Source organism: Mesorhizobium sp. M7A.F.Ca.CA.002.04.1.1, from assembly GCF_004022805.1.
In the GTDB taxonomy this organism is placed as follows: domain Bacteria; phylum Pseudomonadota; class Alphaproteobacteria; order Rhizobiales; family Rhizobiaceae; genus Mesorhizobium; species Mesorhizobium ciceri.
The window spans coordinates 1-13000 of record NZ_RZPL01000068.1 but is presented as its reverse complement, the minus strand read 5'-3'; the positions used below and the strand labels follow the sequence as shown (position 1 = coordinate 13000).

Below are 13000 nucleotides of genomic sequence, written 5' to 3'. Positions count from 1 at the left end.
TCCATCACCACTTCGCCGGTGATCGACGCCCGCAGCGACAGCTTGCCGCCGATCTTCGGCGCCGAAAGCCCTTTCATGCCCTTTTCCAGCACGAAGCCACGGATCTCGTCCTTGCCGTTCTCCCCCTTCAGCTTCGCCCAGACGACGAACACATCGGCGACGGGCGCGTTGGAAATCCACATCTTCGAACCGGACAGCTTGTAGCCGTTGGCGGTCTTCTCGGCGCGCGTCTTCATACCGCCCGGGTCGGAGCCTGCATCCGGCTCGGTCAGGCCGAAACAGCCGATCCACTCGCCGCTGGCGAGCTTGGGCAGGTACTTCTTGCGCTGTTCGTCCGAGCCATAGGCATAGATCGGATACATCACCAGCGACGACTGCACTGACATCATCGACCGATAGCCGGAATCGACGCGCTCTACTTCGCGTGCGACCAGCCCATAGGTGACGTAGTTCGCGCCAAGCCCGCCGAATTCTTCAGGGATGTTGATGCCGAGCAGGCCGGCCTCGCCCATTTCACGGAAGATCGCGGTGTCGAAGGTCTCGTTGAGGTAGGCGTCCTCGATCCGCGGCGCCAGTCTGTCGGCGGCGAAGGCGGCCGCCCCGTCGCGCACCATGCGCTCGTCTTCCGAAAGCTGGCCCTCGATCAGGAACGGGTCTTCCCAGACGAATGCGTTCTTGTCGGCGGCCATCGCGTTTCTCCCAACCAATGCATGTCGCTCAAAACGATGACATGCATGAAGCAAAATGTTGGCCCGTTCTATCGGCCTGCGCCTCGAAAAAATCAAACGAAATTGATTCACCGATCAATGATCGTTAGGAATGGATCATGAGTGTCCAACGCCGCCTTTTACCCAACATCAGCGCCCTTGCCGCCTTCGAGGCTGTGGCCCGGCTCGGCAGTTTCACCGCCGCCGCCCAGGAGCTAGATCTGACCCAGGGCGCGGTCAGCCGCCAGATCAAACTTCTGGAAGATCAGTTCGGCCGCCGGCTGTTCGAACGCGACAGCCGCAATGTCAGGCTGTCGACATCGGGCGAGATCTACGCCGAGGCGGTGCGTTCAGCACTTGGGCAATTGCGTGACGCAGCCCTTGGATTGATGAGCAATCGGCATAGTGGCATGCTGAACCTTGCCATTTTGCCGACCTTCGGCACGCGCTGGCTGATGCCGATGATCCCCGATTTCGTCGAAAACAATCCCGATATCACCATCAACTTCGTCACCCGCGTCGGTCGCTTCGACTTCGCCAGGGAGAGGCTTGATGCCGCCATCCACTACGGCCTGCCGGACTGGCCGGAGGCCGACTCGACACTGTTGGTGCGCGAAACCGTGGCGCCGGTCGTGTCGCCCGAATTCCTCGCCGGCCGCGCCATCGCCGCACCGGCCGATATCGGCCGCCTGCCGCTGCTGCACATGGCGACGCGTCCTGGCGCCTGGACCGAATGGTTCGAGCATCAGGGCCTGAGCGCGCCGACCGGACCCGGCATGCAGTTCGAACAGTTCGGCACCGCCGGCAACGCGCAGAAGATCAAGCCGCTGCCGGTCGCCGAAATGGCCAAGCGCTACAAGTCGGGCAGTCTGGACCCGAAGTTCGGCTGAGCTGAACGCTGGTATCGAGGGCAGGAGCGCGGCAGCGCCCTGCCCGTTTACCGAACGCTATTGAAGCGTGCGCGCCGGCGGCTGACCGGCGTGGTCGCGCGCGATGCCGGCGTCGGCATCCTCGGCGCCAAAAGCACGGTCGAGGCCCGTCGCCACGACCGAGACCCTGAAGCGGCCTTCCATGCCCTTGTCGAAGATGGCGCCAACGATGATGTCGGCATCCTCGTAGACCTCTTCGCGAATGCGGGTGGCGGCCTCGTCGACTTCAAACAGGGTCATGTCCCTGCCGCCCGATATCGAGACCAGCACGCCCTTGGCGCCTTTCATCGACACTTCGTCGAGCAGCGGGTTGGCGATCGCGGCTTCGGCCGCCTTCATCGCGCGGCCTTCACCGGAAGCCTCACCGGTGCCCATCATGGCGCGGCCCATGTCGCGCATCACGGATTTGACATCGGCGAAGTCGAGATTGATCAGGCCTTCCTTGACGATGAGGTCGGTGATGCAGCTGACGCCGGCATAGAGCACCCGGTCGGCAATGACGAACGCATCGGCGAAGGTGGTCTTGGCATCGGCGATCCTGAACAGGTTCTGGTTCGGGATGACGATCACCGTGTCGGCGCTCTCGCGCAGCCGCTCGATGCCTTCTTCGGCCATCTGCATGCGGCGCCGGCCTTCAAAGGTGAACGGCTTCGTGACGACGCCAACCGTCAGGATGCCGGCTTTGCGCGCCGCCTGGGCGATGATTGGAGCCGCACCGGTTCCCGTGCCGCCGCCCATTCCGGCGGTGACGAAACACATATGCGTGCCGGCCAGATGATCCATGATCTCGTCGAGCGATTCCTCGGCCGCGGCGCGACCGATCTCGGGAAGCGATCCGGCGCCCAGCCCTTCGGTGACATGAGCGCCAAGCTGGATCAGCCGCGTCGCCTTGGACATAGTCAGCGCCTGCGCGTCGGTGTTGGCGGCGATGAATTCGGTACCCTGAAGCTGCTCGGCGATCATGTTGTTGACGGCATTGCCGCCGCCGCCGACGCCGATAACGGTGATCTTGGGTCTCATCTCGGAGATTTCGGGCTTCTTGAACTCGGCCATGCCTGTTTCTCCTTCGTCAATTGCGCGCGCTTCACGACCCACCCGCAGACTGCCTTGGGCATATTGCAATCGAGCGGCATGACGCGAATCAGTCCGTTGCGATGGGTACCCCAAAAAGCCAGACAGCGGCCAGAGGTGCAAGTGCATGCGAGGTCAAGATTTGTGATGACCGTTTTGCACAGCGTGGCTCGGGCGCTGCGTGCGCCAGATCTTACCGCAGCGAACTCGCCGCTCCCGCCGATAGCGGCTGCGCGCTGGTTTACCGTCTCGTGCTTGGCATTCCGCCCTCCAACCTCTATGTTGCGATCGCAGATCGCGCAATTGGTTTTGAAATGCCTCCCGACATACCAGCTAGTGACTTGAAAAAATAAGGAAAAGCGCTTGGCGACAGCCACGTCTGTTTTCCTAAAACTCACCAGCTATTTTTACCAGGGACGTGCGGCCGGTCAGGCTGCGGCACCTTCGAAAACCAGAGGTTTTAAATTGAGCGATGCAATTGCGGACGTTTTGAACTGGCTTGAAAGCAGAACCGACATCCAGAGCCTCAGGGCGGCGGTGTGCGACCTCAACGGTATCATGCGCGGCAAGCGCATTCCCGTCGAGCAGGCAAGAAAGGCGCTGGAAGGCAAGCTGCGCATGCCTTTTTCGCTGATCGGACTGGATGTCTGGGGCGAAGACATCGAAGGCAACAGCCTGGTTTTCTCGACCGGCGATGCCGATGGACTGTGCCAATGGACCGGGCGCGGCATTCTGCCGGTGGCCTGGACGGCGCATCCGACGGCACTTGTCCCGCTGTGGCTTGCCGACGAAAGCGGCGCGCCCTATCTCGGCGACCCGCGACGGGCGCTGGCCCGCATCCTCGATCGCTACAAGGCCCTGGGCCTGACCCCGGTCGCGGCAACGGAACTCGAATTCTACCTCGTCGATCCGCAATCGCAGCGGCCGGTCGGCCCTGTCTCGCCGGTGACCGGACGCCGGCTCGATTCCGACGCGGCGCTGTCGATCGACGAAATCGACGATTTCGAATCCTTCATCCATGACGTCTACGAGGCTTGCCGGACGCAAGGCATTCCCGTCGACACGGCCATCGCCGAAAACGGCGTCGGTCAGTTCGAGATCAATCTGAACCATGTCGCGGACGCGTTGCGGGCGGCTGACGATGCGGTGCTGTTCAAGCGCACGGTGAAGGGCATTGCCCGCAAGCACGGCTTTGCCGCCTGCTTCATGGCCAAGCCCTATGGCGACCGGGCGGGCAACGGCTTTCACGTTCATTTCAGCCTGGTCGACGGTGAAGAGCGCAACGTCTTCGACGACGGCACCGACCAGGGCTCGGAGACCATGCGCCATGCAGTCGGTGGCCTGCTTGCGGCAATGGCCGAGAGCACGCTGGTATTCGCGCCGCACTTCAATTCGTACCGCAGGCTGCGCCCAAGATCCTATGCGCCAACCGCGGTCGCCTGGGGCTATGAGAATCGCATGGTCGCGATCCGCATTCCGGGCGGGCCGACCGCTGCTCGCCGTATCGAGCACCGCGTATCGGGAGCCGACGCCAACCCCTATCTGGTGCTCGCGGCCATATTGGGCGCCGCGCTGACCGGCATCGAAAGACAGTTGTCGCCAGGTGATCCGATCGGCACAGACGGCCAGGGACTTCCGCCGGCAAAGCTGCCGCCGGACTGGGCATCCGCGATCGCCGCCTTCGAGAGCGGGACGCATGTGGCGGAGATTTTTCCAGCCATCCTGCGCGACTCCTTTGTGGCCTGCAAACGCCAGGAGCTGAACACGTTCGCGCTCAATGTCAGCGATTTCGAGATCGAGACATACCTCGAGAGCGTCTAGATCGGGTTACGCCAGTACGGCCAAGCTGCCGCGCATCGGCCAATCATGTCCTGGCGGCCGCGATACGGTCGGCAGCCCTCGGGCTTCCTGCGTACCGAACCCTAATCGCGTCAGGCAGGCTCGCGCCAGGGCCGCATTGCTGTCGATGACGAGCAATCCATTCACGTCGTTGAGGCTGGCGGCCACCACCGACAGTTCGGTGCAGCCGAGCAGGGCGGCATCGGCGCCGGCCGCTTGCGCGATGTCGAGCGCGCGCTCGGTTTCAACCGCCGCATCCGCGATCGAACCCGCCTTGACGAGGCTGATCGCGCTGTCGACGCACGCCTGAAATTCGGTGTTCGAGGGAAGGCAGAGCTCAAATCCCGCCGCCGACATCCTGTCCTGATAGAAGCCGGAGACCAGCGTGCCCTGGGTGGCGAGAACAGCAACCCGGCCCCGCTCCAGGCTACGACGCGTCTCCGCCACCACGGCGTCGCCGATATGGATGATTTCCGCGCGCGAATTCGCCGCCAGTTGGTCGTACCAATGATGGGCGGTGTTGCACGGCATCGCGACGCAGGCGACGCCGAGCGCATTGAGCGTCGCGACCGCCGCTTTCAAAGGCGCCAGCGGGCCGTCATGGCCGGCAAGGATGGCTTCGGTCCTGTCGGGCAGCTGCGGTACGCTGAGGATCACGGCAGGCACATGTTCGTTGTCTCTGAACGCCTGGGTCATCCGGGTCAATTTGAAGTAGAAGTCAGCCGATGCAAGCGGCCCCAGGCCGCCGATAATGCCGAGCTGGGGACGGATGCTGTCGTCGATCATCCGGCAGGCTCGGCTTCGAGCTGTTCCGAGACGGTTTCAGGCTGTGTCGCCTCCCTGTGGCTGGGAGCGATCATTGCCGTGCTCGCCGCGACGGTGCAGACGCTGGCCAGCGTCATGAACGTGTCCACGGCCGCATCCACCGCGACGAACAAAGCGAACGCCGCCTCGAAGGGAAGCTTCAGGTAGCCGCAGACGATGGACATCTGCGACAGGATGAGCAGGCTGCCCATGCCGCCGGTGGTGAGCGCGAGAAGCGCCGAGATGATGCCGACGAGCACGAGGTCGGGGACTGCAAGCGGATGGCCGTAGAGCTGGGCGATGAACAGCGCACCCGAAGTGTAGAGCAGCGCCGGGCCTGTACGCAGCAAAGCCGCCTGCAGCGGCACCAGCAGTTCCACGACCACCAGGCTGAACCGCAGGCGCTCGCTCAAAAGGTTGATGACCCACGGCAGCGAGGCGACCGTAGAGCGTGTGGTGATGGCCACCATGAGAAGGGGCTGGCAGGTCTTGATCGTCGTCCAGTAGCTTCGTCGCGACCGGATGGCGATAATGGCAAAGGCGCCGGCAACGAATATGAGGCAGGAAAAACCCATCACCAGCAGGTAACCGCCCATCAGCGTGAGCGGCTTGGTTCCGGTCGACGCGGTCTGGTCCGCGATCAGGATGAAGGTTGCAAAGGGCAACCCCCAGATGAACCAGTTGGTCAGCACCGTACAGGCCCTGTAGACCGCGTTGAGCGCCTGCGTCAGGCTCATGGACGAGGGCTGGGGAATCTTCCCCATCGCGAGCCCGAAAAGCAGGCAGAACAGCAGAACCTGGATGGTCTGTCCCGAGGCCAGCGCATTGAAGACGTTGTTCGGCACCAGGTCGAGCAGGATCGAATGCCCGCCGCTGGGATCCCCATTGGAGGGCGGCGGCTGGAACGGGAAGGCGAGATCGGTGGACACGCTGCCTTGCGAATTGATGAACTCGCCAAGCTCGATGCGCGACTGGGGATTCTCGATCTGGCCCGGCTGCAGGATCAGCGACAAGGTGCCGCTCACCAGCACGGCCAGGAACGACACGACCAGCACGGCCATACCCACCTTACCGAGGTAGCGGACCGATTTCGGGTCCTGGACCATCGCCGTGATGGAGAAGATGACCGATGAGACCAAATAGGGCAGGACGACCATCTTTAGGAAATTCAGGTAGAGTTGTGCGACAGGGCTGATCGCATGGGCAAAGTCTGGATAGTAGAGGCCGCACAGGATTCCTGCAGCAATCATCGCAATCGTCGTCACCGGCGATCGCAAGATACGCCTTGCCGCGAGACGCCAATCGAAAGGCAGGGGTCCGGCTACGTCGGAGATGGCCATTGTCAGGCTTTGCTCCCCAGGCGATAGCGGGCGATGATCTCGTCCGTGTTGAGAATCTGCTGACCCCGCGCGAGGTCGAGATACAGATCGACAAAGGCCGCGAGATGCGGATTGTCCGGCCGCACGCCGACTGCGATCGTATCGACCTTGTCGGTCAGCGTGATGGAGCGCGCTACGACTGTCATCGACGGATCGTCGACCATCAGCTTCTTGATCTCGAAATCATCGCGATAGGCCATGTCGATCGTCCCGTTTCGGATCGCATCGATGATCAGGTCCCAGCTTGCCAAGCGATGGATTTGCGCATGTGGGAAAGTCGTGGCCGCATAAGTGGCGAAGGAAGAGCCCTCGATCACGCCGAGATCACCTGAGAAATCACGGACAATCTGTTCTGGCGGCTTGCCTTGCGCGATACGCGCCAGGTTGAGGCGGTTGGCGATCAGCCCTTGCCGCAGCATGGCGTAGGGGCGGGAATAGATGATCGACCGGCCGCGCTGAAGCGTCCTGCTGAGCTTGCCAATCGCCATGTCGGCCTGTCCGGAACTGACCTGTCTGACGATATCGTCGAACGTTGCGGCGGATCGGTCGAACACCGGCTCGACCCCAAGCGCCGCGGCGATGCCGTGGGCCAGTTCCATGTCTATGCCATTGTCCCCCGATCCGTCGGCCGGGAAGAACGGATTGGAAGCGAAGGCCGGCATTGCGATGCGCAAGGCATCGCCGCTCGCGATCGGCGTTGGGGCGTTCTCCGCCTGCTGTCCTGGAGTGTTGGCCGCCCGGGCTTGCGAGATCAGCAACCCGCCGCTCCCGGCCGCAAGCAGTGTACGACGTGTAACCGGCATACGCGTTCTCAATTAGACCGGGAAAGCCAGCAAGATGCACAACCGACGTTAAACAAACGTATATATTACACTGCGCTTTTTTATGTATTGGATAAGCAGCTCAGCGCCACAAAATATTAGTATCACCTAATGTAAAAGGAATGGCGGAAGGATCGCGTTACTTCCCGCCAGGCGATTAGTTGGCCCCTAGGCGATCAGCTGCACTGTCAAAACGTCTCTGCCCAGGGCCGCAGCTCAAGCTCCGAGCTCCAGGCGCTGCGATGCTGGGGATGGGTTGTAAGATAGGCCTCGGCGATGGCGTCCGGCGATAGACGGCGGTCCGGCCGGCCGGGATCGGCCACCTGTCCGGCCGGCTCGATCTGGCCGTCGATGATGAAGTGGGCGACGTGGATGTTCTGCGGAGCGAGCTCGCGGGCCATGGACTGCGCCAGGCCGCGCAGGCCGAATTTCGGCATGGCGAAGCCGGCTGAGCCGGGAAATCCCTTCACACTGGCGGTGGCGCCGGTGAACAGGATCGATCCGGAACCCCGCCCAAGCAGCCGGCGCGCCGCCTGCTGGCCGACCAGGAAGCCGCCATAGGCGCCGACCAGCAATGCCTGTTTGACCGCTTCGGCATCGAGCTCGGCGATCGGTCCGCGGGTGCGCGCGCTGGCGTTGAACACTGCAAGCGCCAGCGGGCCGGCCTTGTCTGCAGTGTCGAACAGGCTGGCGACGGACGCGACGTCGGCAACATCCGTCTCGACGGCCAGCGCACCGGTTTCGTCGGTCAGAGCGCTGAGCTTCTCGAAATTGCGGGCGGCCAGAATCACGCGAAAGCCTTCCTGGGTGAGAAGGCGCGCAAGCGAGGCGCTCAGACCAGCGCCGGCGCCTGCAATGACGGCCACATCGGATGCCATGATTTTTCACTCCTTGCGGATTTCGGCGGAAGCGTTCGCCAGATCAGGCAAGGTCGCGCCTTCGGGGCTGACAGGCAAGAGGTGGCATCTCGGCGGTTGTTGAGCCAGACGGCTGCAGAACCAACGTTGCGCGGTCCAGCATCGCCTGTGGCGCTACGAAGGCCGCTCGGCCTTCAGCACCGAGACCGCCGCTTCGACAGTGGCAAGGCTTGGACCTTGCCCGCCAACCGGATTCATCCGACCGATATTTTGACGGTAGAATCGTCAGGCTTCGCAAAGCTATCGGCGATCTCATCGATGGGGACTGGAGCATGGTCCCGAAAAGTGGGAAACGGTTTTCGGAAAAGATCATGCTCAACGAGGAAACGACTATGGAACCAATCTGGGCCGTCGGCCTGATGACCGGCACGGTGCTGGACGGCAACATCGACGTCGCGCTGATCAAGACCGATGGCGAACGCATCGAGGATTTCGGCACCTACCGGCTGATGCCCTATCCCGCGTCGATCCGCTCGCTGCTGGAAGAGACGCTGACGGAGGCGCGGGGGTGGAGTTTCGTTGGGCCGGAGCCGGCGATCTTCCGCACCGCGGAGGATGCCCTGACACGCGCGCAATCGGCGGCCGTCAAGGAGTTGGTCGAAGGCTATGGCATGACGATGGCCGATATCGGCATCGTCGGTTTTCACGGCCAGACCGTTCTGCATCGTGCGCCGCAGGTTGGACGGCTGGGCCAGACCCGGCAGCTCGGCGACGGTGAGCTGATGCATGCCATACTGGGCACCAAGGTCGCATACGATTTCCGCTCGGCCGACATGCGCGCCGGGGGGCAAGGCGCGCCGCTGGCCGCGGTCTATCACACCGCGCTGATGCGCAGCGCCGGTGCCAATGGCGAGGTCGCCGTACTCAATCTCGGCGGCGTCGCCAACATCACCTGGTGGGACGGCGCTGACAATGTCGTCGCCTTCGACACCGGCCCCGCCAACGCGCCGCTCAACGATTTCATCAAGTCGAAGGGGCTCGGCGAGATGGACCGCGACGGCGCGCTTGGCTGGGCGGGAACGGTCGACGAGGCCCGGCTCGCCAAGCTGCTGCAGCACCCTTATCTGAGCAAAGCCTACCCGAAATCGCTGGACCGTTTCGACTTCGGTGCCGCGATGGCGGACGGCCTGAATGCAGAGGATGGTGCGGCCTTGCTCACCGCGTTCACCGCCGGCGCCGTCGGCAAGGCACTCGACCTCTTGCCGCACCGGCCGAAGAAACTGGTGGTCAGCGGCGGAGGTCGCCATAATCCGACCATGATGGCGATGCTGGCCAGCCGCGCCGGCGTCGAGGTGGTGCAGGCCGAGAGCCTGGGCTGGAGCGGCGACGCGGTGGAGGCGGAATGCTTTGCCTTCCTCGCGGTTCGCGTGCTGCGCGGCCTGCCGATCAGTTTTCCGAGCACGACCGGCGCACCGCGGCCGATGCAGGGCGGAAAACTCGCCGGTTAAGCCAGTTTCTTCTGCAGGAAGATGCGGCTGCGGCCGACGGGGAAGTCGGCAAGTGTTCCAAAGGGCTGATAACCCTGGCGCTGATAGACCTTGGCGGCATTCGGATTGAAGGTGTCGATCCAGGCGTTTTGACAGCCGCGCGCCACCGCTTCATGTTCGGCCGCGTCCAGCATCTTGCCGGCCATGTGCTGGCCACGCAGCCGCTCATCCACCCAGAGCCATTGCACATAAAGCCATCCCCAGGCGGTGTAGCCGGAAATGCCGGCGACGACCGCGCCGGCGTCGTCGCGCACGAACACCGCAAGCGCATGCCTTTCGGACGCGCCGACATCGCCGTCGTTGAACGCCGTCAGCCTTTCGCTGAGAAAAGTGAGGTCTTGCGGCGAGGGATTTGCCGTCGTTTGCAGTGTCGTGTTCATCGCTTTTCCGAGATGGGTTGCGTATCGGCATCGCCGCCATTGCGAAATTCGGACGCGGCAATGCCGTAGCGCTTGAGCTTGTCATAAAAGGTCTTACGCGGCACGCCGAGCACGTCGATGGCGGCGCGCACGTCGCCGCCATGGTCGCGTAGCGCATCGCGGATCAGTTGCGCCTCATAGTGGCCGACCCGTTCGGGCAATGCTGCCGCAGGCTCCGGCGAATGCGCGCGAACCGTTTTCATCTCCTCGTCCGGGCCGAGACCGAGCGCGACGCGATCGGCGAAATGGGCGAGCTCGCGCACATTGCCCGGCCAGTCATGCGACTGGAGATGATCGCTGACGGCTGCATTCACTTTGGCGACAGGCCGGCCAAACCGTTCGGCCGCCTTGCCGAGGAAATGCCCGAACAGCATCGGGATATCGCCGCGGCGTTCACGTAGCGGCGGAATGCGCAGCGTCACCACGTTGAGGCGAAAATACAGATCCTCGCGAAAATCGCCGCGCTGGTCCGGCCGCCCGAGATCGACCTTGGTCGCTGCGACGACCCTGAGATCGATGCGCCGTATCTCGTTCGAGCCAAGCGGCGTGAGGCTGCGCGTTTCGAGCACGCGCAGCAGCTTGACCTGGAGCGCAGGCGGCATGGATTCGATCTCGTCGAGAAACAGCGTGCCGCCGCTCGAATGCTCGATGCTGCCAATCCGCCGCCGCTGCGCGCCGGTGAACGCGCCAGCCTCGTGGCCGAACAACTCGCTCTCTATGACCGTCTCCGGCAGAGCGCCGCAATTCAGCGCGACGAAGGGTTTTGCGCGCCGCCGCCCCCATCGGTGCAGGAGGTCCGCCACCACTTCCTTGCCGGTTCCCGTTTCTCCCTCGACCAGCACATCGACATCCATGTCGGCGATCTGGCGCAAGGTCTCGCGCAACCGCTTGATGGCAGGCGCCTCGCCGATCAGCGGCAGGCCGTCGGCGGCCAATGCCGCGGCTTCGCGCAGCCGCCGGTTTTCCATCACCAGCCGCCGCTTCTCACTCGCCCGTTTCAGCGCCTCGACAAGGCGTTCTCCGGCATAGGGTTTCGGAATGAAATCGTAAACGCCGTCCTTGAGCGCGGCCACAGCGAGATCGACGTCGCCATGCCCGGTAACCAGGATCACCGGTATATCCGCGTCGATCGCTTTGATGCGATCGAACAGCTGCAGACCATTCATGCCTGGCATGCGGATATCGCTGACGACGACGCCCTCGAAATTCCTGTCGACGACGGCAAGTGCTGCCTCGGCGGCGTCGAGTGCGACCACCGTGAAGCCGGCAAGCTCGAGCAATTGCGTGGTGGCGTGAAGGAGGTCCGCATCGTCGTCGACGAGCGCGACCAGCCCTGATCCGTCTGTCATTCAATTCGCCTCAAATCGATGGTGAAGGATGCGCCGCTGCCATTGCCGGGATCGAGCCGCAGCGTGCCGCCCAATTCCTGGGCGATCTCCTGCGAGATCACCAGCCCCAGGCCAAGCCCCTTCTCCTTGGTGGTCTGGAACGGCATGAACAGATTGCCGGCCGCCTCCGGACCAAGGCCGGGTCCATTGTCGCGCACCGAAATCAGCACTCGATCACCGCGCTCGGCGAGTTCGATCTCGATGCGCGGATCGGGCTGGTCCTTCATCGCGTCCAATGCATTTTGCAAAAGATTGACCAGGATCTGCTCCAGCCGGATGCGGCTCGCCATGACCACCGGCGAGGCATTGCCGCGCGGCCTGACGATGGTGACGCCGGAATCGCGTATGCGGCCTGACAGCAGCGACAGCGCGCCGTCGATCGCCTCGCGCACCGGCAGCGGCGAAGCGGCGACGCCCGGCCGGCGGGCGAAAGTGCGCAAGGTGCCGGTGATCGCGCCGATGCGTTCGGTCATCGAAACGATCGATGTCAGATTGCCGCTGGCCGATCCGGTCTTGCCGCTGTCCAGAAAACGACCTGCATTCTCCGCATAGGTGCGGATGGCGGCGACCGGCTGGTTGATCTCATGCGCCACGCCGGCGGCGATCTGGCCGAGGATGGAAAGCCGGTTGGCCTGGGCGAGATCGTCGCGCAGTCGGCGGACCTTGGCTTCGGCATTCTCGCGCTCGGTGATTTCGCCGGCAAGTGCGGTGTTGGAGCGCGTCAGCTCGGCCGTTCGCGTGCTGACCCGGCGCCGGCGAACGCGCAGGCTGCGGCAGGAAGCGCTGGCGCGCATGAATGCCGAGCTCGAAAGCCGGGTCAGCACGTAGGCAATCAAGCCTAGAAGCAGCAAGCCCAGGAGCGTGGTCAGGCGCGCCGTATTGGCGGCCGAGGAGAGAGCAGCGTCGGCGGGCGTCAGCAGCCACAGACGCCAGCCTGGGACTGCACCGGGCAAATCCTGCACCACCTCGACGAACTGGCGTGGTTTTCCGGCGTTGTCGATCGTCGCCAGGCCATCGCCGGCGCCGCGTCTGAACGGCAGCGGCTCGAAGGCAGCATCGGCCAATTGCAGTTGCTCATGGGCGGCGGCCACGTCCTCGGCCGACAGTGGTGCCAGCGCACGAAACCGCCAGTCGGGCTGGCTGGTGGCCAGCACGACGCCTCGTTCATCGGTGACAAAGACAAGGAAACCGCTGGAACGCCAATTTGCCTCGACGCCGTCGAGCTCGACCTTCAACACC

The 13000-nt window shown here is 63.5% G+C and carries 12 protein-coding genes; 3 read left to right on the top strand and 9 right to left on the bottom strand.

The window, feature by feature from the left end; all coding sequences use genetic code 11:
* On the bottom strand, positions 1-689 hold a 689-nt coding region (locus tag ENZ75_RS05980), incomplete at its 3' end, for an acyl-CoA dehydrogenase family protein (RefSeq protein ID WP_206617016.1).
* 137 nt (positions 690-826) lie between these two features.
* On the opposite strand from ENZ75_RS05980, the gene ENZ75_RS05975 reads away from it, so the two are divergent.
* A complete protein-coding gene (locus ENZ75_RS05975) occupies positions 827-1597 on the top strand; it encodes a LysR family transcriptional regulator (RefSeq protein ID WP_245481130.1) in 771 nt (256 codons plus the stop codon).
* A 57-nt stretch (positions 1598-1654) separates the two neighbouring features.
* Here the strand turns inward: ENZ75_RS05975 and ftsZ are convergent, their stop codons facing one another.
* Complete coding sequence (gene ftsZ / locus ENZ75_RS05970; RefSeq protein ID WP_063167603.1) at positions 1655-2689, bottom strand: cell division protein FtsZ; 1035 nt, start codon at positions 2687-2689, stop codon at positions 1655-1657.
* 483 nt (positions 2690-3172) lie between these two features.
* On the opposite strand from ftsZ, the gene ENZ75_RS05965 reads away from it, so the two are divergent.
* A complete protein-coding gene (locus ENZ75_RS05965) occupies positions 3173-4528 on the top strand; it encodes a glutamine synthetase family protein (RefSeq protein ID WP_063167602.1) in 1356 nt (451 codons plus the stop codon).
* 6 nt (positions 4529-4534) lie between these two features.
* Here the strand turns inward: ENZ75_RS05965 and ENZ75_RS05960 are convergent, their stop codons facing one another.
* From ENZ75_RS05960 to ENZ75_RS05945, 4 genes are all read right to left on the bottom strand, one after another.
* On the bottom strand, positions 4535-5332 hold the full coding sequence (locus tag ENZ75_RS05960; RefSeq protein WP_063167601.1) for an amino acid racemase: 798 nt from the start codon (positions 5330-5332) through the stop codon (positions 4535-4537).
* On the bottom strand, positions 5329-6600 hold the full coding sequence (locus tag ENZ75_RS05955; RefSeq protein ID WP_245441278.1) for a cation:dicarboxylase symporter family transporter: 1272 nt from the start codon (positions 6598-6600) through the stop codon (positions 5329-5331). Before ENZ75_RS05955 ends, ENZ75_RS05960 begins: the two co-directional genes overlap by 4 nt.
* Positions 6601-6692: 92 nt before the next feature.
* Positions 6693-7532: a transporter substrate-binding domain-containing protein gene (locus ENZ75_RS05950; RefSeq protein ID WP_063167599.1), complete on the bottom strand. Its 840-nt coding sequence runs from the start codon at positions 7530-7532 to the stop codon at positions 6693-6695.
* A gap of 206 nt (positions 7533-7738) precedes the next feature.
* Positions 7739-8428 carry an SDR family NAD(P)-dependent oxidoreductase gene (locus tag ENZ75_RS05945; RefSeq protein ID WP_063167598.1) on the bottom strand — a complete coding sequence of 230 codons (690 nt, stop codon included), beginning with the start codon at positions 8426-8428 and terminating at the stop codon, positions 7739-7741.
* A gap of 371 nt (positions 8429-8799) precedes the next feature.
* Here ENZ75_RS05945 and ENZ75_RS05940 point away from each other — a divergent pair, with 371 nt between their 5' ends.
* Complete coding sequence (locus ENZ75_RS05940) at positions 8800-9915, top strand: anhydro-N-acetylmuramic acid kinase (RefSeq protein WP_063170182.1); 1116 nt, start codon at positions 8800-8802, stop codon at positions 9913-9915.
* Here ENZ75_RS05940 and ENZ75_RS05935 read toward each other — a convergent pair.
* The 3 genes from ENZ75_RS05935 to ENZ75_RS05925 form a co-directional block, all read right to left on the bottom strand.
* The gene (locus ENZ75_RS05935; RefSeq protein ID WP_063167597.1) at positions 9912-10334 is read right to left on the bottom strand and encodes a GNAT family N-acetyltransferase; all 423 of its coding nucleotides are present in this window, start codon (positions 10332-10334) and stop codon (positions 9912-9914) included. The two genes, ENZ75_RS05940 and ENZ75_RS05935, sit on opposite strands and share 4 nt — an antisense overlap.
* Positions 10331-11722 (bottom strand): sigma-54 dependent transcriptional regulator, encoded by a 1392-nt coding sequence (locus ENZ75_RS05930; RefSeq protein ID WP_063167596.1) that lies wholly within the window; start codon positions 11720-11722, stop codon positions 10331-10333. The genes ENZ75_RS05935 and ENZ75_RS05930 overlap by 4 nt, the downstream gene beginning before the upstream one ends.
* The coding region (locus tag ENZ75_RS05925; protein WP_164887741.1) for an ATP-binding protein at positions 11719-13000 on the bottom strand (1282 nt) is incomplete at its 5' end. The genes ENZ75_RS05930 and ENZ75_RS05925, both read right to left, overlap by 4 nt.